The 24971-nt window shown below is 70.8% G+C and carries 26 protein-coding genes; 21 read left to right on the plus strand and 5 right to left on the minus strand.

The genetic code is table 11. The features are described from left to right. Nucleotides 1–13 precede the first annotated feature (13 nt). The 4 genes from OG381_RS32125 to OG381_RS32140 all read left to right on the plus strand — a co-directional run bounded on the left by OG381_RS32125 (nucleotide 14) and on the right by OG381_RS32140 (nucleotide 4073). Entirely contained in the window at nucleotides 14–1012 is a 999-nt protein-coding gene (locus OG381_RS32125; RefSeq protein ID WP_327719521.1) for an ABC transporter permease, read from the plus strand. Beyond that, complete coding sequence (locus OG381_RS32130; protein ID WP_307025594.1) at nucleotides 1009–2106, plus strand: ABC transporter ATP-binding protein; 1098 nt, start codon at nucleotides 1009–1011, stop codon at nucleotides 2104–2106. The genes OG381_RS32125 and OG381_RS32130 overlap by 4 nt, the downstream gene beginning before the upstream one ends. Nucleotides 2107–2117: 11 nt before the next feature. Next, nucleotides 2118–3350, plus strand: a complete 1233-nt coding sequence (locus tag OG381_RS32135; protein ID WP_327719522.1) for an ABC transporter ATP-binding protein — start codon at nucleotides 2118–2120, stop codon at nucleotides 3348–3350. Nucleotides 3351–3416: 66 nt separating this feature from the next. Next, on the plus strand, nucleotides 3417–4073 hold the full coding sequence (locus tag OG381_RS32140; RefSeq protein ID WP_046261652.1) for a trimeric intracellular cation channel family protein: 657 nt from the start codon (nucleotides 3417–3419) through the stop codon (nucleotides 4071–4073). Here the strand turns inward: OG381_RS32140 and OG381_RS32145 are convergent. Continuing rightward, entirely contained in the window at nucleotides 3982–5202 is a 1221-nt protein-coding gene (locus tag OG381_RS32145; protein WP_327719523.1) for an alpha/beta hydrolase, read from the minus strand. The genes OG381_RS32140 and OG381_RS32145 overlap by 92 nt on opposite strands. Nucleotides 5203–5338: 136 nt before the next feature. On the opposite strand from OG381_RS32145, the gene OG381_RS32150 reads away from it, so the two are divergent. The 3 genes from OG381_RS32150 (at nucleotide 5339) to OG381_RS32160 (ending at nucleotide 7760) form a co-directional block, all read left to right on the plus strand. Beyond that, on the plus strand, nucleotides 5339–6193 hold the full coding sequence (locus OG381_RS32150) for a thioesterase family protein (protein ID WP_327719524.1): 855 nt from the start codon (nucleotides 5339–5341) through the stop codon (nucleotides 6191–6193). A gap of 61 nt (nucleotides 6194–6254) precedes the next feature. Continuing rightward, nucleotides 6255–7271 (plus strand): helix-turn-helix transcriptional regulator, encoded by a 1017-nt coding sequence (locus OG381_RS32155; RefSeq protein WP_327719525.1) that lies wholly within the window; start codon nucleotides 6255–6257, stop codon nucleotides 7269–7271. Between the two features lie 114 nt (nucleotides 7272–7385). Beyond that, on the plus strand, nucleotides 7386–7760 hold the full coding sequence (locus OG381_RS32160; protein WP_327719526.1) for a PT domain-containing protein: 375 nt from the start codon (nucleotides 7386–7388) through the stop codon (nucleotides 7758–7760). A 76-nt stretch (nucleotides 7761–7836) separates the two neighbouring features. Here the strand turns inward: OG381_RS32160 and OG381_RS32165 are convergent, their stop codons facing one another. Continuing rightward, a complete protein-coding gene (locus tag OG381_RS32165; RefSeq protein WP_327719527.1) occupies nucleotides 7837–8463 on the minus strand; it encodes a TetR family transcriptional regulator in 627 nt (208 codons plus the stop codon). Nucleotides 8464–8606: 143 nt separating this feature from the next. Between OG381_RS32165 and OG381_RS32170 the strand changes: the two genes are divergently transcribed. Genes OG381_RS32170 through OG381_RS32180 form a run of 3 tightly spaced genes read left to right on the plus strand, consistent with a single transcriptional unit; the run spans nucleotide 8607 to nucleotide 10319 of the window. Then, entirely contained in the window at nucleotides 8607–8771 is a 165-nt protein-coding gene (locus OG381_RS32170) for a hypothetical protein (protein ID WP_327719528.1), read from the plus strand. Nucleotides 8772–8815: 44 nt separating this feature from the next. Further along, complete coding sequence (locus OG381_RS32175; protein ID WP_327719529.1) at nucleotides 8816–9097, plus strand: DUF4190 domain-containing protein; 282 nt, start codon at nucleotides 8816–8818, stop codon at nucleotides 9095–9097. 52 nt (nucleotides 9098–9149) lie between these two features. Then, nucleotides 9150–10319, plus strand: coding sequence for a cysteine desulfurase family protein (locus OG381_RS32180; RefSeq protein ID WP_327719530.1), 1170 nt, complete (start codon nucleotides 9150–9152; stop codon nucleotides 10317–10319). 22 nt (nucleotides 10320–10341) lie between these two features. Here the strand turns inward: OG381_RS32180 and OG381_RS32185 are convergent, their stop codons facing one another. Continuing rightward, nucleotides 10342–11004, minus strand: coding sequence for an N-acetylmuramoyl-L-alanine amidase (locus OG381_RS32185; protein ID WP_327719531.1), 663 nt, complete (start codon nucleotides 11002–11004; stop codon nucleotides 10342–10344). A 60-nt stretch (nucleotides 11005–11064) separates the two neighbouring features. Between OG381_RS32185 and mnmA the strand changes: the two genes are divergently transcribed. Next, nucleotides 11065–12192 (plus strand): tRNA 2-thiouridine(34) synthase MnmA, encoded by a 1128-nt coding sequence (mnmA, locus tag OG381_RS32190; protein ID WP_327719532.1) that lies wholly within the window; start codon nucleotides 11065–11067, stop codon nucleotides 12190–12192. Here mnmA and OG381_RS32195 read toward each other — a convergent pair. Beyond that, on the minus strand, nucleotides 12182–12964 hold the full coding sequence (locus tag OG381_RS32195; RefSeq protein ID WP_327722610.1) for an alpha/beta fold hydrolase: 783 nt from the start codon (nucleotides 12962–12964) through the stop codon (nucleotides 12182–12184). The two genes, mnmA and OG381_RS32195, sit on opposite strands and share 11 nt — an antisense overlap. Before the next feature lie 29 nt (nucleotides 12965–12993). Continuing rightward, a complete protein-coding gene (locus OG381_RS32200; RefSeq protein WP_327719533.1) occupies nucleotides 12994–13320 on the minus strand; it encodes a DUF427 domain-containing protein in 327 nt (108 codons plus the stop codon). Nucleotides 13321–13397: 77 nt separating this feature from the next. Here OG381_RS32200 and OG381_RS32205 point away from each other — a divergent pair, with 77 nt between their 5' ends. The 10 genes from OG381_RS32205 (at nucleotide 13398) to gatB (ending at nucleotide 24938) form a co-directional block, all read left to right on the plus strand. After that, on the plus strand, nucleotides 13398–14138 hold the full coding sequence (locus tag OG381_RS32205; protein WP_327719534.1) for a class I SAM-dependent methyltransferase: 741 nt from the start codon (nucleotides 13398–13400) through the stop codon (nucleotides 14136–14138). Further along, complete coding sequence (locus tag OG381_RS32210; protein ID WP_327719535.1) at nucleotides 14135–14674, plus strand: TIGR00730 family Rossman fold protein; 540 nt, start codon at nucleotides 14135–14137, stop codon at nucleotides 14672–14674. Before OG381_RS32205 ends, OG381_RS32210 begins: the two co-directional genes overlap by 4 nt. Nucleotides 14675–14700: 26 nt before the next feature. Continuing rightward, nucleotides 14701–15390, plus strand: a complete 690-nt coding sequence (locus tag OG381_RS32215) for an SDR family oxidoreductase (protein WP_327719536.1) — start codon at nucleotides 14701–14703, stop codon at nucleotides 15388–15390. After that, nucleotides 15387–16385 (plus strand): methionine synthase, encoded by a 999-nt coding sequence (locus OG381_RS32220; RefSeq protein WP_327719537.1) that lies wholly within the window; start codon nucleotides 15387–15389, stop codon nucleotides 16383–16385. The genes OG381_RS32215 and OG381_RS32220 overlap by 4 nt, the downstream gene beginning before the upstream one ends. A gap of 15 nt (nucleotides 16386–16400) precedes the next feature. Next, the gene (gene ligA, locus OG381_RS32225; RefSeq protein ID WP_327719538.1) at nucleotides 16401–18593 is read left to right on the plus strand and encodes an NAD-dependent DNA ligase LigA; all 2193 of its coding nucleotides are present in this window, start codon (nucleotides 16401–16403) and stop codon (nucleotides 18591–18593) included. A gap of 292 nt (nucleotides 18594–18885) precedes the next feature. Next, nucleotides 18886–21129 carry a putative bifunctional diguanylate cyclase/phosphodiesterase gene (locus OG381_RS32230; RefSeq protein ID WP_327719539.1) on the plus strand — a complete coding sequence of 748 codons (2244 nt, stop codon included), beginning with the start codon at nucleotides 18886–18888 and terminating at the stop codon, nucleotides 21127–21129. 238 nt (nucleotides 21130–21367) lie between these two features. Next, on the plus strand, nucleotides 21368–21664 hold the full coding sequence (gene gatC, locus OG381_RS32235) for an Asp-tRNA(Asn)/Glu-tRNA(Gln) amidotransferase subunit GatC (protein WP_007384860.1): 297 nt from the start codon (nucleotides 21368–21370) through the stop codon (nucleotides 21662–21664). Between the two features lie 5 nt (nucleotides 21665–21669). Continuing rightward, on the plus strand, nucleotides 21670–23172 hold the full coding sequence (gatA, locus tag OG381_RS32240; RefSeq protein ID WP_327719540.1) for an Asp-tRNA(Asn)/Glu-tRNA(Gln) amidotransferase subunit GatA: 1503 nt from the start codon (nucleotides 21670–21672) through the stop codon (nucleotides 23170–23172). Next, nucleotides 23169–23408, plus strand: a complete 240-nt coding sequence (locus OG381_RS32245) for a hypothetical protein (RefSeq protein WP_053747884.1) — start codon at nucleotides 23169–23171, stop codon at nucleotides 23406–23408. The genes gatA and OG381_RS32245 overlap by 4 nt, the downstream gene beginning before the upstream one ends. 15 nt (nucleotides 23409–23423) lie before the next feature. Next, complete coding sequence (gene gatB, locus OG381_RS32250; protein WP_327719541.1) at nucleotides 23424–24938, plus strand: Asp-tRNA(Asn)/Glu-tRNA(Gln) amidotransferase subunit GatB; 1515 nt, start codon at nucleotides 23424–23426, stop codon at nucleotides 24936–24938. Nucleotides 24939–24971: the final 33 nt, after the last annotated feature.

The raw sequence follows: 24971 nt of genomic DNA on the forward strand, positions 1-24971 counted from the left end.
CGGGCCGAGAGCTGTGCTCGCTTACCTCATCAGGCGGCTGTTTGCCGCCGCAGTGATGCTCGTGGTCATCATCATGGTGGTCTTCGGCATCTTCTTCCTCGTCCCCAAGTGGGCGGGTGTCGACGTCGCCCTGAGCTTCGTGGGCAAGCAGGCCGACCCCGCCGCTGTCGAGGGCGTGCGGCAGAAGCTGGGACTGGGCGACCCGATCTACGCTCAGGTCTGGGAGTTCTTCAAGGGCATCTTCGCGGGCCGCACCTATGCGGGTGGCGGCGACGTCATCCACTGCTCCGCGCCGTGCTTCGGCTACTCCTTCCGCAGCGAGCAGGCCGTCTGGCCGGTGCTGACCGACCGCTTCCCGGTGACCCTGGGGCTCGCGCTCGGTGCCGCCGTACTGTGGCTGATCCTCGGCGTCTCGGCGGGTGTGCTCTCCGCGCTCAAGCGGGGCAGCCTCTGGGACCGCGGTGCGATGGTCGTCGCCCTCGCGGGTGTCTCCCTCCCGATCTACTTCACCGGTCTGCTGAGCCTGGCGATCTTCTCCTACAGCCTGGGCTGGATCGAGGGCGAGTACGTTCCCCTCGAGGAGAGCTTCACCGGCTGGTTCGGCGGCATGATCCTGCCCTGGATCACCCTGGCCTTCCTCTACGCCGCGATGTACGCCCGGATCACCCGCGCCACCATGCTGGAGATCCTCGGCGAGGACTACATCAGAACCGCGCGCGCCAAGGGCCTCAAGGAACAGGTCGTCATCGGCAAGCACGCCATGCGCTCCACGATGACGCCCATCCTCACCATGCTCGGTATGGACCTCGGCGCCCTCATCGGCGGCGCGATCCTGACCGAGACCACGTTCAGCCTCCCCGGCCTCGGCCAGGCGGTGCTGAACGGCATCAAGAACCAGGACCTGCCCATCATCCTGGGCGTCACCCTGATCACCTCCGTAGCCGTGCTGATCGCCAACCTCGTGGTGGACGTCATGTACGCCGTGATCGACCCCCGAGTGAGGCTCGCATGACCGAACTCAGCAAGAGCGGAGCGGCCGTGGGCGAGCCCACCCCCGCTTCGCCCGCGCCGACCGCGTTCCTGGAAGTGCGCGACCTGAAGGTGCACTTCCCGACCGACGACGGTCTGGTCAAGTCCGTCGACGGGCTCACCTTCCAGCTGGAGAAGGGCAAGACCCTCGGCATCGTGGGCGAGTCCGGCTCCGGCAAGTCGGTGACCTCGCTCGGCATCATGGGCCTGCACACCGCCGGCCAGTACGGCAAGCGCAAGGCGCAGATCTCCGGCGAGATCTGGCTGGACGGCACCGAGCTGCTCACCGCCGACCCCGACCACGTGCGCAAGCTGCGCGGCCGGGACATGGCGATGATCTTCCAGGACCCGCTGTCCGCGCTGCACCCGTACTACACGATCGGCCAGCAGATCGTGGAGGCGTACCGCATCCACCACAAGGTCGACAAGAAGACCGCCAAGCGCCGTGCCGTGGAGATGCTCGACCGGGTCGGCATCCCGCAGCCGGACAAGCGGGTGGACAGCTACCCGCACGAGTTCTCCGGCGGTATGCGCCAGCGCGCGATGATCGCGATGTCGCTGGTCAACAACCCCGAACTGCTCATCGCGGACGAGCCGACGACCGCCCTGGACGTGACCGTCCAGGCGCAGATCCTCGACCTGATCCGGGATCTGCAGAAGGAGTTCGGCTCCGCGGTCATCATCATCACGCACGACCTGGGCGTCGTCGCCGAGCTCGCCGACGACATCCTGGTGATGTACGGCGGCCGGTGCGTCGAGCGCGGTCCGGCGGAGAAGGTGTTCTACGAGCCCCGCCACCCCTACACCTGGGGTCTGCTCGGCTCGATGCCGCGCCTGGACCGCGACCAGCAGGAGCGCCTGATCCCGGTGAAGGGCTCCCCGCCCTCGCTGATCAACATCCCGTCCGGCTGCGCCTTCAACCCGCGCTGCCCGTACGCGGACATCCCGAAGGACGACGTCACCCGCACGGTCCGCCCCGAGCTGTCGGAGGTGGGCAGCCAGCACTGGGCCGCCTGCCACATGTCGCAGGAGCAGCGGGAGCGTATCTGGATCGAAGAGATTGCGCCGAAGCTGTGAGCGAGGACAAAGTGAGCATCCCTGCGCAGAGCGATGGCACGGTGATCACCAAGGGCGACGCCGCCCCTGGCGAGACCCTGCTGAAGGTGACCGGGCTCCAGAAACACTTCCCGATCAAGAAGGGCCTGCTCCAGCGGCAGGTCGGCGCGGTGCGCGCGGTCGACGGCATCGACTTCGAGGTCAAGTCCGGCGAGACGCTCGGTGTCGTGGGCGAGTCGGGCTGCGGCAAGTCGACGATGGGCCGGCTGATCACCCGGCTGCTCGAACCGACCGCCGGCACGGTCGAGTTCGAGGGCAAGGACATCACCCACCTCGGGGTGAGCGGGATGCGTCCGCTGCGCCGCGATGTGCAGATGATCTTCCAGGACCCGTACTCGTCGCTGAACCCGCGCCACACCATCGGCACGATCATCGGCGCCCCCTTCAAGCTCCAGGGCGTCACGCCCGAGGGCGGCATCAAGGCGGAGGTCCAGCGGCTGCTGTCGGTGGTCGGTCTCAACCCCGAGCACTACAACCGCTACCCGCACGAGTTCTCCGGCGGTCAGCGTCAGCGCATCGGCATCGCCCGCGCGCTCGCGCTCAACCCGAAGCTCGTGGTGGCCGACGAGCCGGTCTCCGCGCTGGACGTGTCGATCCAGGCCCAGGTCGTGAACCTGCTGGACGACCTCCAGCAGGAGCTCGGTCTGACGTACGTGATCATCGCGCACGACCTCTCGGTCGTCCGGCACGTCTCGGACCGGATCGCGGTGATGTACCTCGGCAAGATCGTCGAGCTGGCGGACCGCGAGTCGCTCTACCGGGCGCCTATGCACCCGTACACCAAGGCGCTCATGTCGGCGGTGCCGATCCCGGACCCGCGGCGCAAGAACGCCAAGAGCGAGCGCATCCTGCTCAAGGGCGACGTGCCCTCGCCGATCTCCCCGCCCAGCGGCTGCCGGTTCCACACCCGGTGCTGGAAGGCGACGGAGATCTGCAAGACGACCGAGCCGAAGCTCGTCGAGCTCAAGCCCGGTCAGCAGGTCGCCTGCCACCACCCGGAGAACTTCGAGGACCAGGCCCCGCAGGACACCGTCCTGCTGACGGTCGCCAGGGAGGCGGCCGAGCTGGTCGCGGACGAGGTGCTCGCGGAGTCGGCGGAGACGTCGGCGGCGGTGGCGGCGGAGGTCGCCGAGCTCACCGCCGAGGAGACGGCAGAGCCGGAAGCTCCTTCCGAAGAGCCTGAGGCTCCTTCCAAGGAGAAGTAAGCCCTGTCAGCGAGCCCCCGCCTTCATTTGTAAGGCGGGGGCTCACTGCTGGGTGAGAATATGAGGGTGTTCCAGAACCTGTTCAGCCCCTCCGTCCAGCACACGCTCGATCTGATCGGCATCTTCGTCTTCGCGATCTCCGGCGCGCTGCTGGCCGTCCGCAAGAACTTCGACGTCTTCGGCATCGCCGTCCTCGCCGAGGTCACGGCGCTGGGCGGTGGACTGTTCCGGGACCTGATCATCGGCGCGGTACCGCCCGCCGCCTTCACGGACCTGGGGTACTTCGTCACCCCGCTGCTCGCCGCCCTGCTGGTTTTCTTCCTGCACCCGCATGTGGAGCGCATCCAGGTCGGCGTGAACGTCTTCGACGCGGCCGGTCTCGGCCTGTTCTGCGTCGCCGGGACGACCAAGGCGTACGAGTACGGGCTCGGCCTCACCCAGTCGGTGACCCTCGGTCTCGCCACCGCTGTCGGCGGCGGTGTCCTCAGGGACGTGCTCGCCAACGAGGTGCCCTCGCTGCTGCGCTGGGACCGCGACCTGTACGCGGTCCCGGCGATCGTCGGCGCCACCATGGTCGCCCTGTGCATCCGCTACGACGCCCTCACCTCGTTCACCAGCGGGCTCGCGGCGCTCACGGCCTTCGTGCTGCGGCTGCTGGCGATGCGGTTCCACTGGCGAGCTCCGCGGGCCTGGAACCGGCGCTCGACCGTGCGCGAGGAGTAGCTGCCGCCCGGCCGTGCAGCAGTCCCATCTCCTCGGTCAGCCAGCGGAACGCCGGGATCACCTGCGGCCGCCACAGCGCCATGTTGTGGCCGCCCGCACTCTTCGGGACGTAGACGGCGTGCACGGTCGTCGGCGCCTTCGCGATCCGTGCGAGGCCGGTGGCCGCCTCGTAGCCGTCGCCGGGCTGGCCGGACTGGTAGAGCGCGACCGCGGGCGGGGTGCGGGCGGCGCGCAGCAGCACGTAGGGGTTGTTGGCGCGGCGCAGTGCGGGTGTCTCGGCGGCCAGCGAGTCGGGTTCGCCGATCGGGTCGTTGTAGCCGGACATGCTCACCGCGGCCCGGTAGCGGTCGGGGTGTGCGACGGCGAGCTTCGTCGCGCAGTGCCCGCCCGCCGAGTATCCGGCCACCGCCCAGCCCGCCGGACCGGCCTGGGCGCGGAAGTTGTCCGTGACCATCTTCGGCACGTCGACGCTGAGCCAGGTGTCGGCGTTCACGGTGCCCGTGATGTTGGCGCACCCGGTGTCCACCCCCGCCAGCAGGTTCATGCGCGGGGCGACCATGATGAACGGCGCCACCCGGCCGTCACGCATCAGGGGCCGCAGCTGGTCCGCCGCGTGCAGCGATCCGAACCAGGCCTTCGCCGAGCCCGGGTAGCCCGACAGCAGCTCGACGACGGGGAACCTGTGGTGCCGGTAGGCGGGTCGGCCGTACTGCGGCGGCAGCCAGACGTAGACCTCGGCGTTCACACCCGACACCCGGCCCGTGAGCTGGGTCTCCCGGACTGACCGCATCCCGGGACCGGAGGCGTCGGTGAAGTGCTGCCGGATCTTCGGGAGCCGTTTCAACGCGATACCGCCGGTGCCGTCGGCGCCGAGGTCCGCGGCCTGCTGGACGTGGTCGCCGGTGCCGAGCAGGTCGGCCCAGTCGTCGTACAGGTTGTTCTGGTTGTTGACCAGGACGAAGACGAGGGCGACGGCGGTCCCCTGGGCGAACACGACCATCAGCAGACGGCCCGCGGCGCGCAGGGCGCGGGGCCCGCGCAGCCGGGACCACAGGAGGAGCGGAAGGAGGACGGCGACGACGGACAGCACGATCAGTGTGGAGAGGAACGTGGTCCCGGTGAGGCTCATGCCCCTACAGAGGGGGCGGCGAGGCCTCGGGTTTACGGACGAGTGCGGACACTTACCAGGAAATTGCCCCGCTCTCACCCTGGCCCGACCGAGACCAAAGCTACCGCTTAGTAATTGGTTGTTGTACCGTTCAGCCATGCCAGAAGCAGCTACCGCCACGCAGGCCACGATCGGCGACAGCGAGTTCGACCGCGACACCGCGCTCACCCTTCGCGAGCCCGGCGTCTACGACATCGACCTCTCCGCCGGCTGGACGATCATCAGCGCCGTCAACGGCGGCTACCTTCTGGCCGTCCTCGGCCGCGCCCTCGCGGACGCCCTGCCGCACGCCGACCCGTTCACGATCTCCGCGCACTACCTGACCGCCTCCCAGCCCGGCCCCGCGGTCGTCCGCACGGACGTCGTCCGCACCGGCCGCACCCTGTCCACCGGCCAGGCCTCGCTCTTCCAGTACGACGAGCAGGGCAACGAGATCGAACGCATCCGCGTCCTCGCCTCCTACGGCGACCTGGACTCGCTGCCCGACGACGTCCGTACGACGGCGAAGCCGCCCGCCTTCCCGCCCATGGACCAGTGCTTCGGTCCCGAGGACGGGCCGGCCCCGGTCGACGGCAGCTCCGCCATCACCGACCGGCTGATGCTCAAGCTGGACCCGTCGACCCTGGGCTGGGCCCTCGGCGCGCCGTCCGGCAAGGGCGAGATGCGGGCCTGGTTCGGCCTCGCCGACGGTCGCGACGCCGACCCCTTCTCGCTGCTCCTCGCGGTGGACGCGCTGCCGCCCACCGCCTTCGAGATCGGCCTCAAGGGCTGGGTCCCGACGGTCGAGCTGACGGTCCACGTCCGCTGCCGCCCCGCGCCCGGCCCCCTCCGCGTCTCGATCACCACCCGCAACCTCGCCGGCGGCTTCCTGGAGGAGGACGCCGAGGTCTGGGACAGCACGGACCGCCTGGTCGCCCAGTCCCGCCAGCTGGCCCGCGTCCGGCTCGGCTGATCCGCCGCCGCTCCAGGCCGCTCCTGGTGGGTGCCTTCCGCGCGGGAGGGATCCTGGTGGGGTGAAATCCGACCGCCTCCTGTCGATCCTGCTGCTCCTGCAGACCCGCGGCCGTGTCCCCGCGCACGAACTCGCGGAACGCCTCGAGGTGTCCGTACGCACCATCTACCGGGACATCGAGGCCCTGTCCGCCTCGGGCGTCCCCGTCTACGCCGAACGCGGGCGGCACGGCGGCATCGAGCTGCTCGCGGGATTCCGTACGGATGTCACCGGGCTGACCGCCGACGAGTCCCGCGCCCTGTTCATCCTGGCCGCCCAGGGCGCGCACGCCGCGCTCGGTCTGGACGCGGCGCTCGGCTCGGCGCTGCGCAAGGTGATGGCGGCGCTGCCCGCACCCCATCGGCCCGCCGCCGAGGCGACCGCCCGGCGCATCCTTGTCGACGCCACGCGCTGGAAGGGCGGACCGCGGGCCGCCGTCGACCTGGACGTGCTCCAGGACGCGGTCTTCGCCGACCGCCGGCTCCGGCTGCGCTACCGGCACAGCGGGCAGCGGGAACCGAGGACGTACACCGTCGACCCGTACGGTCTCGTCTCCAAGGCCGGCGTCTGGTACCTCGTCGCCGACCGGCGGGGGAGTCCGCGGCTGTTCCGCGCCGACCGGGTGCGGGCGGCGACCGTGCTCGACGACCCGGTGAAACGCCGCCCGGGTGTCGAACTCGCCGACGTGTGGGAGGTGTTGCGCCGCGAGGTCGAGAAGCGGCCGGGCGGCATCGACGTCGTCGTGCGGGTCCGGCGCGACCGCCTCGACCTGTTCCTGCGGCTCAACGGCCCCTGGCTGGCCGAACTCCCCGCGGACGACGGCGAGGACGGCGGTGCGGGGGAGTGGGTGACGGTCCGGATGTCGTACGGCGAGCTCGGCGAGGCCCGCCAACTGCTCCAGTTCTCCGACCGGGTCGAGGTGCTCTCCCCGCCCGAGGTGCGCGAGGAACTGTTCCGGGCGGCCGCCTCTGTCACGGGTCTGTACCAGCGAGTAGACGGCGGACTCGAAGAAAATCGCAGTTCAGACGGGGTTCTTTAGAGGGGCTTTGCCTTGCGCACAGGCGGGGGACAGTGATCACTCAAGGAAGCCCTAAGCCGCGTTGATTGAGTTCCAGCCCTCAGGACTCCCTCATCCTTCTTGGAGTTGTTTCTCATGCAGCGTGCGCGTCTCATTCCCGCGGTGGCCCTGCTCGCGCTCTCGCCCCTCGCCCTGGTGGCCTGCGGCTCGGGCGACTCCTCGTCCTCCTCGAACAGCGGCAACTCCGGGCAGCAGTCGTGTCGGTCCGGTGCGCCGAGTGGCAACCCGTCGGGCATGCCGAGCGGCGCCCCGTCGGGCGCACCCACCGCCAACGGCACGGACCGGCCGTCCGGCGCGCCCTCCGGCATGCCCAGCGGCGGCCCCGGTGGGGGCGGTCAGGGTGGCGGTCCCGGCGGCGGCCAGGGCGGCTGCGGTGGTCCCGGCGGCGGCGGTGCGGCGCCGAGCGGTGCCCCGACCCAGCAGGCGACGGCGTCGGCCACGAAGAGCTGACCTGTCACGTCGTACGACAGGGGCGGCACTCCCGGTGAACGGGGGTGCCGCCCCTGGGCGTTGCGCTCGGCGCGGCTCAGCCGCGCCAGTGGTCCCGGCCGATGCTGATGAGCCGCATCTGGCTGGTGGCGACCTGCCGGACCCGCTCCCGCTCCTGCTCCGAGCCCTCCAGTGCCTCCAGGAACAGCGAGGCGGTGATGAGCATCTGGTCGACGTAGAGGTTCGCCAGCATCAGCAGGTCGTCGTCGCTCCAGCCCTCGGACTCCACGTCCTTGGCGAGCTCGTCCTTCACCTCCTGGGCGAACCGGGCCAGTTGGCCCCGGATGGCCTCCCGCACGGGCTGGACGCCGCCGTGCCGCTCACGGGCGATGAAGCGGACGTGGGCGGGGTGCGTGGCCACGTGGTGGGCGATCAACTCGACGGCGCGGACGATGCGTTCCTCGGCGCTCTCGGCCGAGGTGACCGTCGTGCGGATCAGCGGATGCAGGCTGCCCAGCGCCTCCTCGACGAGGGCCACGCCGAGGTCGGCGGTGGAGCGGAAGTGCCGGTAGAAGGCGGTCGGCGCGACGCCGATGGCCCGCGTGACCTCGCGCAGGCCCAGACTGCTCAGGCTCTGCTCCTCCAGCAGCCCCAACGCGGCGTCGAGGAGCGCCTGTCGGGTCTTCTGCTTCTGGACCTGCCGGATGCCGAGGGTGTGACTCATGTCTCCAGTAAACAACTGTTCTCTGGAATTGAGAAGTCGTAGGCAGCGCTAGACTGGGAACTCAGTGAACAAGTGTTACTACAACTGTTCACCGACACGTAACGAGAAGCACCACGCAAGCATCTCGGAGGGGGATCCATCCCATGCTGTTCCTCGTCGCCGCACTTCTGCTCTTCGGCGCCGTCCTGGGCACCGTCGCCCACGCGCCGTTCACCTTCACCGCCGTCGCCGCGACCGTGATCGCCGCCTGGCTCGGCATCTTCGCGCTCCGCGAGCGGCACTCCCGCCGCCACGCCTCGACCCGCTGACCCGCCGGCCCACCCGACATCACGCACCCAGGGAACTGATCACCATGCAGCTCACCGCACCGACCACCGACCGCACCCCGGTTCGCGACACTCCGGTCCGCGACGCCGACGGCATGGCCGTGGCCGCCTTCATCCTCGGCCTCGTCGGCCTCCTCGTCCTGAACGTCTTCCTCGGCCCGATCGCCATCGCCCTGGCCTCGGCCGCCCTGTGGCGCGGCACCGCCCGCCGCGGCCGCGCCTTCCTGGGTCTGGGCCTGGGCGTCGCCGACCTCCTGGTGCTGGTGGCGTTCATGCAGATGGACAGCACGGTGTCCTGGAGCTTCTAGCGTCAACCCTCGCACCGAGTCCTCTCCGCAGGGCCCGTAGAATCGGGTCACCATGGCTTACCTCGACCACGCCGCGACGACTCCGATGCTTCCCGAGGCAGTCGAGGCACTCAGCGCACAGCTGGCCGTCACCGGCAACGCCTCCTCCCTCCACGCATCCGGCCGCCGCGCGAGGCGCACCGTCGAGGAGGCCCGCGAGACCCTCGCCGAAGCACTGGGCGCCCGCCCCAGCGAGGTCGTCCTCACCTCCGGCGGCACCGAAGCCGACAACCTCGCGGTCAAGGGCCTGTACTGGTCCCGCCGCGACGCCGACCCGGCCCGCACCCGGGTCCTGGCCAGCCCCGTCGAGCACCACGCCGTCCTCGACGCCGTGCACTGGCTCGGCGAACACGAGGGCGCCACGGTCGAGTACCTCCCCGTCGACGCGTACGGCCGCGTCCACCCCGACGCCCTGCGCGAGGCCGTCGAGCGCAACCCCGACGACGTCGCCCTCGCCACCGTGATGTGGGCCAACAACGAGATCGGCACGATCATGCCGGTCCGTGAACTGGCGGACGTAGCAGGGGAGTTCGACATCCCGCTGCACGCGGACGCCGTCCAGGCCTACGGTCAGGTCCCCGTCGACTTCGCCGCCTCCGGCCTCGCCGCGATGACCGTCTCCGGTCACAAGATCGGCGGCCCGTACGGCATCGGAGCGCTCCTCCTCGGCCGTGAGTACACCCCCGTACCCGTCCTGCACGGCGGCGGCCAGGAGCGCCACGTCCGCTCCGGCACCCTCGACGTCCCCGCCGTCGCCTCCTTCGCGGTCGCGGGCCGGCTCGCCGCCGAGCAGCGCGAGTGGTTCGCCCGGGAGATCGGCGCCCTGCGCGACGACCTGGTCGAAGCGGTCCGTACGGCGGTCCCGGACGCGATCCTCGGCGGCGACCCTTCCCCGGGGGGCCGGCTTCCGGCCAACGCCCACTTCACCTTCCCCGGGTGCGAGGGCGACTCCCTGCTCCTGCTGCTGGACGCCCAGGGCATCGAGTGCTCCACCGGCTCCGCCTGCACCGCCGGCGTCGCCCAGCCCAGTCACGTGCTCCTCGCCACCGGAACCGACCCGGACCTCGCCCGCGGCACCCTCCGCTTCTCCCTCGGCCACACCTCCACCGAGGCCGACGTGGAGGCGGTCGCCAAGGCGATCGGCCCGGCGGTGGAACGCGCCCGGGCGGCGGGGCTGACCTAGGGAGCCGGAGGTGTGACCTGTGTCACGCCTTCACTGAGGCCTGGCGCACGAGCTTCATGTACCGGTCCCAGTCCCAGTGTTCACCCGGGTCGGTGTGGTCCGTCCCCGGCACCTCCACGTGCCCGATGATGTGCTCGCGGTCCACGGGTATGTCGTAGCGCGCGCAGATCCGGGCCGTCAGCCGGGCCGAGGCCTCGTACATCTCGTCCGTGAAGTCCTCGGGCCGGTCCACGAAACCCTCGTGCTCGATGCCGACACTGCGCTCGTTGTAGTCGCGGTTGCCCGCGTGGTACGCCACGTCCAGCTCGCGGATCATCTGGGTGACCCGGCCGTTCTTGCCGACTATGTAGTGCGCGGCCGCCTGGTGGTCCGGGTCCTGGAAGGCCTTCACCGCGCTGTCGAAGCTGCCCTGGGTGACATGGACGACCACCATGTCTATGCCGTAGTCGTCGGGCCGGTCCGCGCGCCGCCAGTTGGCGTCCGAGGCCGCGACCCAGCGTGCTCCGGTGTAGTCGACCTCGCCCGCCTTGCGCGGCTTCTCCACGCCGGGCGTGCGCCACCACAGGCGCGCCAGCTCGTCCCGGGCCAGCACACCGGTGCCCACCGCGGCGGCCGCCCCGCCGATCAGCAGGGCGCGGCGCCCGATCCGCCGGTCGCCGTCCTTGGATGCCTCGCTCGCCCCCATGTGATCGTCAACGGATACTCGTGGGCTCCGGTTCCCGCGCCCCCGTACCCTGGAGGAGTTATGACTCACTCCACGCAGCGCCCCCTCCGCGTCCTCGCCGCCATGTCCGGCGGCGTGGACTCCGCCGTCGCCGCCGCCCGTGCCGCGGAAGCCGGCCATGACGTGACCGGTGTCCACCTCGCCCTCTCGGCGAATCCCCAATCGTTCCGCACGGGCGCGCGTGGCTGTTGCACCATCGAGGACTCCCGCGACGCCCGCCGCGCCGCGGACGTCATCGGCATCCCGTTCTACGTCTGGGACCTCGCCGACCGCTTCCGCGAGGACGTGGTCGAGGACTTCGTCGCCGAGTACGAGGCGGGGCGCACCCCGAACCCGTGCCTGCGCTGCAACGAGAAGATCAAGTTCGCCGCCCTGCTCGACAAGGCGCTCGCGCTGGGCTTCGACGCGGTCTGCACGGGCCACTACGCCCAGGTGATCGTCCGTCAGGACGGCTCGCGCGAGCTGCACCGCGCCTCCGACATGGCGAAGGACCAGTCGTACGTCCTCGGCGTCCTCGACGAGAAGCAGCTCGCCCACGCGCTCTTCCCGCTCGGCGACACGGTCACGACGAAGGACGAGATCCGCGCGGAGGCCGAGCGCCGCGGCCTCGCGGTCGCCAAGAAGCCCGACTCCCACGACATCTGCTTCATCGCCGACGGCGACACCCAGGGCTTCCTGGCCAACCGCCTCGGCAAGGCGGAGGGCGACATCGTCGACGAGTCGGGCGCGAAGATCGGCACCCACGAGGGCGCGTACGGCTTCACCATCGGCCAGCGCAAGGGGCTGCGCATCGGCACCCCGGCCGCCGACGGCAAGCCGCGCTACGTCCTGGACATCTCCCCGGTGAACAACACCGTGACGGTCGGCCCGGCCGCCGCCCTGGACGTCGACGCGCTGACGGCGATCAAGCCCCGCTGGTGCGGCACCGCCCCCACCGGCCCCGGCACCTACACCGCCCAGCTCCGCGCGCACGGCGGCGAGACGCAGGTGACCGCGGAGCTGGTGGACGGCGAGTTGCGGGTGTCGTTCACCGAGCCCGTCCGCGGCGTGGCCCCCGGCCAGGCGATCGTGCTGTACGACGACACGCGCGTGGTCGGCTCGGCGACGATCGCGACGACCACGCGCGCGAGGTCGGGCGCTACGGCGTGAAGTAGTCGGCCAGCACCGGAGCCAGGGCGTCCGGGTCCACCATGTGGGTCTGGCCCGCCAGATTCCGGTACGACCCCTCCGGCACCGCCTCCGCGACCGCCCGGGTGGCCTCCTGGAGCCACTCGGGGCTCGCACCTCCCGCGACCGCCAGGACGGGGACGGTGATCGAGGCCAGCTGGTCCCGGGGCACCAGACCGTCGCCGAGGACGGCATTGTCGTAGGCCAGACTCGGTGCGACGGCCTCCATGCCGGGCCACATGGGGGACCGGCGGGCGCCCTGGATCATCTCGTCGGGCGTCTCGACGAGCCGGAGGAACAGCTCGACCGCGTCCCCGCGCCGGCCCTGAGCCAGGGCGACGGTCAGGTTCTCGGTGTACTCGGCCCGCCGCTTCGCACCGTCCTCGGAGAAGTCCGCGAACGGCGTCTCGTACACGGCGACCCGGCGCACCGGCAGCCCGCTCGCCGCCGCCCGGAGCACCAGCGCGCCGCCCGAGGAGATCCCGTACAGACACGCCTCGCCGCCCGCCGCGTCGATCAGTGCGGCGAGGTCCTCGACCTCACGCTCCACCGCGTACGGCGCCGTGTCACCGCTCTCGCCACGGCCCCGGCGGTCGTACACGAGGACCGTGAACCGGTCCGACAGCGGCACGGCCAGCGGAGCCACCGTGCCGCCCGTCGACATCGCCCCGCTCACGAGGATCACGGCGGGGCCCTGCCCGGTGCTTTCGTAGGCGAGGGGTGTGCCGTCGCGGGAAAGAATCTTCTTGTCCATGCCGGTGAAGACTGCCACCGGCCGCCGGACTAATCGGTGACATCCACCTCGTAGAAGCAGAGGTGGTCCTTGATCTCGGCCACGCCCGGCTTCGGATCGGGGTAGGCCCAGACCAGGTCCGCCGCGTCCGGCAGCGACCAGTACGAGGCCGTCCCCTTGAAGGGGCAGACGGTATGGGTGTCGGACGGGGTCAGCAGGTCCAGGCGTACGTCCTCGGCGGGGATGTAGTAGCGCACCGGAGAGCCCGTCTCGCGCAGGACGAGGGGCCGGTCGGTCTCCGCGAGGACCTGGTCGCCGTGGACGACACGGACGTGTGCGGTGCCCTTCTCGACGGTGATGCGGTGGCCTTGGGACACGGTGGGGCCTCCTTGGGGTAGCCGTATGTGGAAGATGCAGCGCGCGCCGGCCCCGAGTTCTTCCCGAGGAGGTCCTCATGGGAGCCGCAGATCCGTCCGGAGACCGCCAGAACGTCGTCCACCGGGTCCGTCACGCCCTGCGGCACCCCGGGCACATCGCGTACCACCGCGCGGTGACGGCCGACGACACGGACCGCAGCCCCGAGGCGGAGGCGGGGCACGACCTGTCGCGCGAACACTGGGCACAGCTCGGCCGGATGCAGTTCGACTATCTGCTGGCCCACGGCCTGCGCCCGGAGCACCACGTGCTCGAGATCGGCTGCGGGAACCTCCGCGCGGGACGCCTGTTGATCGACCACCTGGACACCGGCCACTACTACGGCATCGACATCTCCCCGGCCATCCTGCTCGCCGCCCAGGGCACCCTCGTACGCGAGGGTCTGCAGGCCAAACTGCCGCACCTGACGCTCGTCGGTGACCTGACCTTCGGCTTCCTGCCCGAGGGGCACTTCGACGTCGTCCACGCGCACAGCGTCTTCTCGCACTCGCCCCGGCAGGTAGTCGAGCAGTGCCTCGCGCATGTGGGGCGCCTCCTGGCGCCCGGCGGCCACTTCGACTTCACCTTCAACCGCACCGAGGGCCGCGAACACCAGCTGCCGCACGAGGACTTCTCCTACCGGACGCGGACCCTGACCACGATCGCCGCACGCCACGGCCTGAAGGCCCGTTTCATGGACGACTGGGAGCGGTTGCCGTACCGGCAGTCGAAGATCCGCGTCACCCTGATGTCGGACCGGCCCCGTACCGTGGGCCCATGAACATCTGCGTCTTCCTCTCCGCCGCCGATCTCGACGAGCGCTACACCCGCCCCGCGCGGGAGTTCGCGGAGCTGCTCGGCAAGGGCGGCCACACCCTGGTGTGGGGTGGTTCGGACGTCGGGCTGATGAAGGTGGTCGCGGACGGGGTGCACGAGTCGGGCGGCCGGCTCGTCGGTGTCTCGGTCGAGTTCCTGTCCGCCAAGGTCCGTCCCGGGGTCGACGAGATGGTGATCGCGAAGGATCTCGCCGAGCGCAAGAAGCTGCTCCTGGAGAAGGCCGACGCTGTGGTGATCATGGTGGGCGGCACGGGCACGCTGGACGAGGCGACGGAGATCCTGGAGCTGAAGAAGCACGGCCACACCGACAAGCCGGTGGTCCTGCTGAACACCGCGGGCTTCTACGACGGACTCAAGGAGCAGTTCCGGCGCATGGACGACGAGGGCTTCCTGCCGCGTCCACTGACCGACCTGGTGTTCTTCGCGGAGGAGCCGGTGGGGGCGCTGGCGTACCTGGAGGAGAGCCAGGGCATCGGGTGACCCCCGGGTGATGCGAGCATGGCGGCATGGCTACACATGTGATCACCGGGGCGGGCTCCGGCATCGGCGCGGCGGTGGCCCGCCGTCTGCACGCGCGCGGAGACGAACTCGTGCTCCACGCGCGCGACGCGGGCCGTGCGAAGGAGCTGGCGGCGGAGTTCCCCGGGTCGAGGACACTCGTCGGTGACCTGTCCGACCCGGACAAGCTGTCCTGGGCCTTCTCCCACCAGACGCTCCCCGACCGGATCGACTCCCTGCTGCACATCGCGGGCGTGGTCGACCTCGGTCCGGTCGGCGACCTGACCCCCAAGTCCTGGCGTCACCAGCTCAACGTCAACCTGATCTCCCCGGCCGAGCTGACCCGCCACCTCCTGCCCCAACTCCGCACCGCGCGCGGGCACGTGGTGTTCGTCAACTCGGGCGCGGGCCTGCGGGCGAGCGCGGAGTGGTCGGCGTACGCCGCCTCCAAGCACGGACTGAAGGCCCTGGCGGACTCCCTGCGCGCGGAGGAGCACGGCAGCGGCGTCCGCGTCACCTCCGTGTATCCGGGCCGCACGGCGAGCCCCATGCAGGCCAAGGTCCACCAGCAGGAGGGCAAGGAGTACGACCCCTCGGCGTGGATCGACCCCGAGTCGGTCGCCACGACGATCCTGACGGCGATCGACCTGCCCAGGGACGCGGAGATCAACGACCTGACGGTGAGGCCGGGACGATGACCGCGTTCGCTTTCGCTCCCGCCACCGGCGTGGGCTCCCTGCCCGGCGGCGACGCCAGGGAGGCCGCCAGGACGGCCACCGGTTCCTTCGAGGACTTCCCGTTCCTGCCCGAGCTCCCCGCGCGCGGACCCGGCGCGGACATGATCGGGCGGACCGCCGGGATGCTCGTCGAGGTGTACGCGCGCGTCGAGCCCAGCGGGTGGCGGATCGGGGACCGGCCGGGCCGGGACACCAAGCGCGCCCGGTCCTGGCTCAATGAGGACCTCGACGCCCTGGAGGAGTTCACCCAGGGCTACGAGGGCCCGCTCAAGGTGCAGGCCGTCGGCCCCTGGACCCTCGCCGCCGCGCTGGAGCTGAGGAACGGCGAATCCGCCCTGGGCGACCCCGGAGCCTGCCGGGACCTGGCCGTTTCGCTCGCCGAGGGACTGCGCGAGCACCTCGCCGAAGTGCACCGCCGCATCCCCGGCGCCCAGCTCGTCCTCCAGCTCGACGAGCCCTCCCTGATGGCCGTGCTCCGCGGGCACGTCAAGACCGCCAGCGGCTACCGCACCCACCGCGCCGTCGACCGGCAGGTCGTCGAGTCGACCCTCCGCGATGTCGTCGGGGTTCACGCGGACGGTCCCGTCGTGGTCCACTCGTGCGCACCGGACGTCCCGTTCGCCCTCCTGCGCCGGGCCGGTGCGGCGGCGATCTCCTTCGACTTCGGTCTTCTCACCGAGCGTGACGACGACGCGATCGGTGAGGCGGTGGAGGACGGCGCCCGGCTCTTCGCCGGTGTCGTACCCGGCACGGACACGGCATTGTCGGACCCTGCCGGTAGCGTCATGGGTGTCAGGACGCTGTGGCGCAGGTTGGGGCTGCATCCGGGGCTTCTCGCGGAGGCGGTCACGGTCACTCCGGCGTGCGGGCTCGCGGGGGCCTCCCCGAGTTACGCGCGTGCGGCTCTCGCCCACTGTGCCCAGGCGGCGAGGTCCCTCGCGGACAACCCAGAGTAACGGGAGGACAACACGGTGGCCGGCGACAAGCAAGCGGAGACGACGGTGCCCGCCGAGGCGCGGGAGCAGCACGCGAAGCTCGCTGAGCAGATCGAGGAGCACCGCTTCCGGTACTACGTGCAGGACGCTCCGGTCGTCAGCGACGCGGAGTTCGACCAGCTCCTGCGCTCGCTCGAGGCGCTGGAGGAGGAGTACGGCGAGCTGCGGACACCGGACTCGCCGACGCAGAAGGTCGCCGTCGAGTTCGAGACCGACCTCGCCAAGGTCGAGCACCGCGAACGCATGCTCTCGCTCGACAACGTCTTCGACGACGCGGGGCTCGCCGCGTGGGCCGAGCGCGTCCACAAGGACGTCGGCACCTCGGACCACCACTTCCTGTGCGAGCTCAAGATCGACGGCCTGGCGGTGAACCTGACCTACGAGAACGGCAGGCTCACCCGCGCGGCCACGCGGGGTACCGGGCGGATCGGTGAGGACATCACGCCCAATGTGATGACGATCGCCGAGATCCCGCACCGGCTGAAGGGCGACCGGGTGCCGAGCCTCGTCGAGATCCGCGGCGAGGTCTACTTCCCGATGGAGGCCTTCGAGGGCCTCAACGCCCGTCGCGTGGCGGCCGGTGAGAAGCCGTACGCCAACCCCCGCAACTCCGCCTCGGGTTCGCTGCGGCAGAAGGACCCGAAGGTCACGGCGACCCTGCCCCTGCACATGGTCGTCCACGGCATCGGCGCGCTGGAGGGCTTCGACGGCATGACCCGGCTGTCCCAGGCCTACGACCTGCTCAAGGAATGGGGCCTGCCCACCGCCGAGCACAACAGGGTGGTCGACGACCTCGACGGGGTACGGGAGTTCATCGCGTACTTCGGCGAGCACCGGCACTCGGTGGCGCACGAGATCGACGGCGCGGTCGTCAAGCTGGACGAGATCCCGCTCCAGGGACGCCTCGGCTCCACCTCGCGCGCGCCGCGCTGGGCGATCGCCTACAAATACGCGCCCGAAGAGGTCAACACCAAGCTCATCAACATCCGTGTGGGCGTGGGCCGTACGGGCCGGGTCACGCCCTACGCCCAGGTCGAACCGGTCACGGTCGCGGGCTCGGAGGTCGAGTTCGCCACCCTGCACAACCAGGACGTCGTCAAGGCGAAGGGGGTGCTGATCGGTGACACCGTGGTGATCCGCAAGGCCGGTGACGTCATCCCGGAGATCCTCGGGCCGGTCGCGGACCTGCGTGACGGCAGTGAGCGCGAGTTCGTGATGCCGGCCGAGTGCCCGGAGTGCGGGACGGCGCTCAGGCCCATGAAGGAGGGCGACGTCGATCTGCGCTGCCCCAACGCCGAGGGCTGCCGGGCCCAGTTGCGGGAGCGCCTGTTCTACCTCGCGGGCCGCAAGTCGCTGGACATCGAGCACTTCGGGTATGTGGCCGCCGCGGCCCTGACCGATCCGCTGGAGCCCTCCGATCCGCCGCTCACCGACGAGGGCGACCTCTTCGACCTCACCATCGAGCAGTTGCTCCCCATCAAGGCGTACGTCCTCGACCAGGACAGCGGTCTGCCCAAGCGTGACCCGAAGACCGGCGAGGAGAAGATCGCCACGGTCTTCGCCAACCAGCAGGGCGAGCCGAAGAAGAACGCGGTGGCCATGCTGGAGAACATCGCCGCGGCCAAGGAGCGCCCCCTGGCCCGTGTCCTCACCGGCCTCTCGATCCGCCACGTCGGCCCGGTCGCCGCCCAGGCGCTGGCCCGTGAGTTCCGCTCGATCGAGCGGATCGAGCAGGCGACGGAGCAGGAGCTGGCCGCCACCGACGGCGTCGGCGGGATCATCGCGAAGTCGCTCAAGGAGTGGTTCGCCGAGGAGTGGCACCAGGAGATCCTCCGCAAGTGGCGGGCCGCCGGCGTCCGCCTGGAGGAGGAGAGCTCCGGCGAGGACGAGGGCCCCCGCCCCCTCGAAGGCCTCACCGTTGTGGTGACCGGCACCCTGGACCGCTTCACCCGTGATGGTGCCAAGGAGGCATTGCAAACTCGGGGTGCGAAAGTGACCGGTTCTGTTTCGAAGAAGACGTCTTTCGTCGTTGTGGGTGACAATCCAGGTTCGAAGTACGACAAGGCGATGCAGCTCAAGGTGCCCGTCCTGAACGAGGACGGCTTCGACGTCCTGCTGGAACAGGGCCCCGAGGCGGCCGCCGAAGTCGCGCTTCCGACCGAGGAGTAGGCGCGCAGCGGGCGAGGAGCAGGACGGAGCAGCGGTTGAAGGCCACCCGATCGGCGCATACCAGATGCATACGGGTGGCCGGGGCGCATTCGGGCAACCGTCGGCGACCGTTGCCCGTGGAAGCCTTCTGCGGCCTACTGTTGAGAGGTGCGCCTGCCGTGCCCAGCTGCGGTCGGGGCATCCCCTTGCTCCTCCAGAGCAGGGGGAAGGGCTTTCCAACGCGGCGCCGTCGAAGGTTTGTCGGGCAACGGGCCGCGTGGCGTGGGCACCGCCGGCTGTGAGAGGGACGGGAATGGAACCGACCGAGAGCGCCGCCCCGGACTCACGGCTGCGCCGGATGACGGGCGCCTGGCAGGCGAGCCGGCGGTCGACGCGGTCCGCACCCCGTCCGGGCGAGGAGACGCGCGCCCTCGGACCGTACTCCGCCTCGGCAGCCGGACGTAGCCCCGTACAGCCCACCGAACACACCCCTGGACTGCCGGGCTCCGGGTCCGAGCGGCATCTGTCCTGGCCCGCGCTGCCCACCGGAGTCGTCGCGGCGGCCGGGTTCGTGCTCGGCGCCGGCTTCTACCGGGCCTTCACCGAAGGCCACGCGCTCTTCCCGTCCGGCACCGTCGGCTGGTCCCTGGCCCTGCTGAGCGGCATCATCGTCGGCCACCTGGTCGCGCTCGGCCGCGCCCGCTGGTGGGGCGGCACCGGCTCGGGCGCCGCCCTCACCCTCGCCGTGCTGCTGCTGTACGGCTGGGTGCCCGCCGGGATGGTCAGCCTCACCGTCGTCGTCCTGGTCGGCATAGCCAGGCGCAACCGCTGGCGACAGGGCGTCCTGCACGGCGCGGTGGACATCCTCGGCATCGGCGCCGGCGCCCTGGTGCTGGCCGCGTTCGGACGCGTTCCGTCCGTCGAGACCCCCTGGAACCCCGACACCTGGACCTTCTACACCGCCCCCGGGGTGGTCCTCGTGGCGGCCGCCTACCTCGCGGTCACCCGCACCCTGCTGTGGTACCTGCACGCCCCGCGCACCGGCGGACTGCCCACCGTGGCCCGCACCGCCCTCGTCAGACAGGGCCTGGTCGCGGTCGCGCTGCTCGGTATCGCACCGCTGGTCTGCGTCGTCGCCGTCGCCAAACCGGTGCTGCTGCCGCTCTTCTCGATCCCGCTCATCGCCCTCGACTCCACCCTGTGGATAGCCAGGGCCCGGGCGGAGGAGCAGCTGCGCGACCCGCTGACCGGGCTCCCCAACCGGCAATGGCTCCTCGAACGGATCTGGACCGCCCTGGACGACGCCGAACGCATCGGCGCCCGGGCCGCCCTGATGCTCATCGACCTCGACCGCTTCCGGTCGGTCAACGACACCCTGGGCCACCTGGCCGGTGACCGGCTGCTCCTGCAGATAGCCGACCGGCTGCAGGCGGCCCTGCCGCGCGGAGCGGAGGCCGCACGGCTCGGCGGTGACGAGTTCGCCGTCTTACTGCCCGTCGCCGACTCCACGACGTCCGCGACCCGGGTCGCCCGCAACCTCGTCGCGGCCCTCAGCTCCCCCCTCGACCTCGACGGGCTCACCCTCGTCCTGGAGGCCAGCGCCGGAGTCGCCGTCTTCCCCGACCACGCCCTGGACGCCGAGGGGCTGCTGCGCCGGGCGGACGTGGCGATGTACCAGGCGAAGCGGGACCGTACCGGCGTCGAGGTCTACGAGTCCAAGCGGGACTCCAACACCCCCGACCGGCTCGGACTGCTGGGCGATCTGCGCCGGGCCCTGGACGCGCACGAGGTCCAGCTGCACTACCAGCCCAAGGTCCGCTTCGACGGACAGGTGGCGGGCCTGGAGGCCCTCGTCCGGTGGGTGCACCCGGAGCGCGGGAAGGTGCCGCCGGACGAGTTCATCGCCATCGCCGAGTCGTCGGGGCTGATGCCGCACCTCACGGAGTACGTCCTGGACACCGCGCTCGCCCAGGTGGCCCGGTGGCGCGCCCAGGGCCTGTACGTGCCCGTCGCGGTCAACGTCTCCCCGCGCGACGTCCACACCCCCGGCTTCGCCGGCTCCGTCGCCGCCCGGCTGGCCCGGCACGGCGTCCCCGCGGGCTCGCTCCAGCTGGAGATCACCGAGCACGTGCTGCTGGAGGACCCGCAGCGCGCCGCCGACACCCTCGCGGGGCTGACCGGGCACGGCGTGAAGATGTCGCTGGACGACTTCGGCACGGGCTACTCGTCGCTGGTGCATCTGCGTCGGCTGCCGGTCAGCGAGCTGAAGATCGACCGCTCCTTCGTGGCGCGGCTGGCGATCGACACCGAGGACGCCGAGATCGTGCGGTGCACGGTGGACCTGGCTCACTCGCTGGGCCTCCTGGTGGTCGCCGAGGGCGTCGAGGACGACGAGACCTGGGAGCGGCTGCGGGACCTGGGCTGCGACGCCGTCCAGGGGTGGCTGGTCGCGGCGGCGATGCCGGCCGAGGAGGCCACCGCCTGGCTGCTGGCCCGGGGTTCACGCGGATGGCAGCGCCCGCGGGCGGCCCTGCCGGCGGCTGCCGCCGACGAGTAGCCAGGCGCTCTCCGCCCCCGCCGCCCTTACCCGTTCCCCTCCCCAGGGGCTGCCGCCCCTCCGGCGTTCGAGGAGCGGGGGTCCAGGAGGCTCCGCCCCCTGGACCCCCGCTCCTCGAACGCCGGAGGGGCTGAATTCACCGACGCCGACCGGGGGCGAGGAAACCGTTTCACGGGCACAGGGCGCCGCCCCATAGGATTGGCCCCAAACCACACACTCCCACCCAGAGGATCGCTGCATGCCTGGCATCACGCGCGAGGAGGTCGCCCACCTCGCACGGCTGGCGCGTCTGGAGCTGAAGCCCGAAGAGCTCGAGCACTTCGCGGGACAGCTGGACGACATCATCGGCGCGGTCGCACGCGTCAGCGAGGTCGCCGACCAAGACGTACCGCCGACCTCGCACCCGCTCCCGCTGACGAACGTCATGCGGGCGGACGAGGTCCGTCCGTCGCTCACCCCCGAGCAGGCGCTCTCCGGCGCCCCGGCCCAGGAGCAGCAGCGTTTCAAGGTGCCGCAGATCCTGGGGGAGGACTAACCGCCATGACGGACAACGTCAACATCATCAAGCTCACCGCCGCCGAGACCGCCGCGAAGATCGCCTCCGGCGAGCTCACCGCGGTCGAGGTGACCGAGGCCCACCTGGCCCGTATCGAGGCCGTCGACGAGAAGGTGCACGCCTTCCTGCACGTCGACCGCGAGGGCGCGCTGGCCCAGGCCCGTGCCGTCGACGAGAAGCGCGCCAAGGGCGAGAAGCTCGGCCCGCTGGCCGGCGTCCCGCTCGCGCTGAAGGACATCTTCACCACCGAGGGCATTCCGACGACCGTCGGTTCGAAGATCCTCGAGGGCTGGATCCCGCCGTACGACGCCACTCTCACCAAGCGGCTCAAGGCCGCGGACGTCGTCATCCTCGGCAAGACCAACATGGACGAGTTCGCCATGGGGTCCTCCACCGAGAACAGCGCCTACGGCCCGACCGGCAACCCCTGGGACCTCACCAGGATCCCCGGCGGCTCCGGCGGCGGCTCCTCCGCCGCGCTGGCCGCGCACATGGCGCCCCTCGCCATCGGCACCGACACCGGCGGCTCCATCCGCCAGCCGGCCTCCGTCACCGGCACGGTCGGCGTGAAGCCCACGTACGGGGCCGTGTCCCGCTACGGCATGGTCGCGTTCTCGTCCTCCCTCGACCAGGGCGGCCCCTGCGCCCGTACGGTCCTGGACGCGGCGCTGCTGCACGAGGTCATCGCCGGGCACGACCCGCTCGACTCCACCTCCATCGACGCCCCGGTCCCGCCGGTCGTCGAGGCCGCCCGCAACGGCAGCGTCGAGGGCATGCGCGTCGGCGTCGTCAAGCAGTTCCGCGGCGAGGGCTACCAGGCCGGTGTCATCCAGCGGTTCGACGAGTCCGTCGCGCTGCTGAAGGACCTGGGCGCCGAGATCGTCGAGCTGGACTGCCCGTCCTTCGACCTCGCGCTGTCGGCGTACTACCTGATCGCGCCGTCCGAGTGCTCGTCCAACCTCGCCCGCTTCGACGGCCTGCGCTACGGCCTGCGGGTCGGCGACGACGGCACCCACTCGGCCGAGGAGGTCACCTCCCTCACCCGTGAGGCGGGCTTCGGCCCCGAGGTGAAGCGGCGCATCATGCTCGGCACCTACGCGCTCAGCTCCGGCTACTACGACGCGTACTACGGCAGCGCCCAGAAGGTCCGCACGCTCATCACGCGCGACTTCGAGAAGGCCTTCGAGCAGGTCGACGTCATCGTCTCGCCGACGACGCCCACCACCGCCTTCCCGATCGGCGAGCGTGCCGACGACCCGATGGCGATGTACCTCGCGGACCTGTGCACCATCCCGACCAACCTGGCGGGCAACGCGGCCATGTCGCTGCCCTGCGGGCTCGCCCCGGAGGACAACCTCCCGGTCGGTCTGCAGATCATCGCCCCGGCGCTGAAGGACGACCGTCTTTACAAGGTCGGCGCCGCCGTCGAGGCCGCCTTCGTGGAAAAGTGGGGGCATCCGCTTCTCGAGGAGGCTCCGTCGCTGTGAGCGCACTGACCAAGGCCAAGGGCTTCAAGAAGTCCAAGTCCGGCACGTACCTGTCCATCGCCGGGACCGCGTTCGGCGCGATCGGCGTCGCCAAGCGGCTCAAGAAGGCCCGCGCCGACAAGGACACCCTGGTCCTCATCGACGCCACCGTGTCCGCCGTCGCCATCGTCACCGGCCTCGCCATCCTCTACCGCGAGCTGAAGCGGCTGGGCGACGACGACGTCCTGCTGGGCTGAGAGGGAAGTTTCACCGTGACCACCACGACCGACCTGGAGTCGTACGAGGACGCACTCGCGTCGTACGACCCCGTCATGGGCCTCGAGGTCCATGTCGAACTCGGCACCAAGACCAAGATGTTCTGCGGCTGTTCGACCGAACTCGGTCAGGACGCCAACACGCAGACCTGCCCCGTCTGCCTCGGCCTGCCCGGCGCGCTCCCGGTCGTCAACGCGACCGGAGTCGAGTCGGCGATCAGGATCGGTCTCGCGCTGAACTGCGAGATCGCCGAGTGGTGCCGCTTCGCCCGGAAGAACTACTTCTATCCGGACATGCCGAAGAACTTCCAGACCTCCCAGTACGACGAGCCGATCGCCTTCAACGGCTACCTCGACGTCCAGCTGGAGGACGGCGAGACCTTCCGTGTGGAGATCGAGCGCGCCCACATGGAGGAGGACACCGGCAAGTCGCTGCACGTCGGCGGTGCCACCGGCCGCATCCACGGCGCGTCCCACTCGCTGCTGGACTACAACCGGGCCGGCATCCCCCTCATCGAGATCGTCACCAAGCCGATCGAGGGCGCCGGCGAGCGTGCTCCCGAGGTCGCGAAGGCGTACGTCGCCGAGCTGCGCGAGCTCATCAAGGCGCTCGGTGTCTCCGAGGCCCGTATGGAGCAGGGGCAGATGCGCTGCGACGTGAACCTGTCGCTGCGCCCGCACGGCCGCGAGAAGTTCGGCACCCGCAGCGAGACCAAGAACGTCAACTCGCTGCGTTCCGTGGAGCGCGCCGCCCGCTTCGAGATCCAGCGGCATGCCGCCGTACTCAACAGCGGCGGGACGATCATCCAGGAGACCCGGCACTTCCACGAGGACACCGGGTCGACGACCTCGGGCCGCGTGAAGGAGGAGGCCGAGGACTACCGGTACTTCCCCGAGCCGGACCTCGTTCCGGTGGCCCCCTCGCGCGAGTGGGTCGAGGAGATCCGCGCCGGTCTGCCCGAACTGCCGCTGGCCCGCCGCAACCGCCTCGTCGCGGAGTGGGGCATCTCGGCGCTGGACATGCAGGCGATCCTCAACGCCGGTGCGCTGGACCCGATCGTCGCCACGATCGACGCCGGCGCGGACGCGGCCTCCGCCCGCAAGTGGTGGATGGGCGAACTCGCCCGCAGCGCCAACGAGTCGGGCACGTCGCTGGACGAGCTGGCCATCACCCCGGCGCAGGTCGCCCGGGTCACCGAGCTCGTCGCCAAGGGTGACCTCAACGACAAGCTGGCCCGTCAGGTCATCGAAGGCGTCCTCGCGGGCGAAGGCACCCCGGACGAGGTCGTCGACAAGCGCGGTCTGAAGGTCGTCTCCGACGAGGGTGCGCTGACCACCGCCGTCGAGGAGGCCATCGCCGGCAACCCGGGCATCGCCGACAAGATCCGCGGCGGCAAGGTCGCCGCCGCCGGCGCCCTGGTCGGCGCGGTCATGAAGGCGACCCGCGGTCAGGCCGACGCGGCCCGCGTCAAGGAACTGATCCTGGAGAAGCTGGGCGTCAGCGAGGGCTGAGGCAGGCGTGGGCGGGGCCCCGGAGGCATGACC

Source organism: Streptomyces sp. NBC_00490 (assembly GCF_036013645.1).
GTDB lineage: Bacteria > Actinomycetota > Actinomycetes > Streptomycetales > Streptomycetaceae > Streptomyces > Streptomyces canus_F.

Bases quoted from the DNA above. Each gene is read 5' to 3' on its own strand.
- gatA (WP_327719540.1), top strand. From the start codon at position 21,670: ATGACGGACAACGTCAACATCATCAAGCTCACCGCCGCCGAGACCGCC.
- OG381_RS32230 (WP_327719539.1), top strand. From the start codon at position 18,886: ATGGAACCGACCGAGAGCGCCGCCCCGGACTCACGGCTGCGCCGGATG.
- OG381_RS32175 (WP_327719529.1), top strand. From the start codon at position 8,816: ATGCAGCTCACCGCACCGACCACCGACCGCACCCCGGTTCGCGACACT.
- OG381_RS32180 (WP_327719530.1), top strand. From the start codon at position 9,150: ATGGCTTACCTCGACCACGCCGCGACGACTCCGATGCTTCCCGAGGCA.
- OG381_RS32195 (WP_327722610.1), bottom strand. From the start codon at position 12,964: ATGGACAAGAAGATTCTTTCCCGCGACGGCACACCCCTCGCCTACGAA.
- mnmA (WP_327719532.1), top strand. From the start codon at position 11,065: ATGACTCACTCCACGCAGCGCCCCCTCCGCGTCCTCGCCGCCATGTCC.
- OG381_RS32150 (WP_327719524.1), top strand. From the start codon at position 5,339: ATGCCAGAAGCAGCTACCGCCACGCAGGCCACGATCGGCGACAGCGAG.
- OG381_RS32210 (WP_327719535.1), top strand. From the start codon at position 14,135: ATGAACATCTGCGTCTTCCTCTCCGCCGCCGATCTCGACGAGCGCTAC.
- OG381_RS32170 (WP_327719528.1), top strand. From the start codon at position 8,607: ATGCTGTTCCTCGTCGCCGCACTTCTGCTCTTCGGCGCCGTCCTGGGC.
- OG381_RS32145 (WP_327719523.1), bottom strand. From the start codon at position 5,202: ATGAGCCTCACCGGGACCACGTTCCTCTCCACACTGATCGTGCTGTCC.
- OG381_RS32130 (WP_307025594.1), top strand. From the start codon at position 1,009: ATGACCGAACTCAGCAAGAGCGGAGCGGCCGTGGGCGAGCCCACCCCC.
- OG381_RS32215 (WP_327719536.1), top strand. From the start codon at position 14,701: ATGGCTACACATGTGATCACCGGGGCGGGCTCCGGCATCGGCGCGGCG.
- OG381_RS32205 (WP_327719534.1), top strand. From the start codon at position 13,398: ATGGGAGCCGCAGATCCGTCCGGAGACCGCCAGAACGTCGTCCACCGG.
- OG381_RS32165 (WP_327719527.1), bottom strand. From the start codon at position 8,463: ATGAGTCACACCCTCGGCATCCGGCAGGTCCAGAAGCAGAAGACCCGA.
- OG381_RS32160 (WP_327719526.1), top strand. From the start codon at position 7,386: ATGCAGCGTGCGCGTCTCATTCCCGCGGTGGCCCTGCTCGCGCTCTCG.
- gatC (WP_007384860.1), top strand. From the start codon at position 21,368: ATGCCTGGCATCACGCGCGAGGAGGTCGCCCACCTCGCACGGCTGGCG.
- OG381_RS32185 (WP_327719531.1), bottom strand. From the start codon at position 11,004: ATGGGGGCGAGCGAGGCATCCAAGGACGGCGACCGGCGGATCGGGCGC.
- OG381_RS32220 (WP_327719537.1), top strand. From the start codon at position 15,387: ATGACCGCGTTCGCTTTCGCTCCCGCCACCGGCGTGGGCTCCCTGCCC.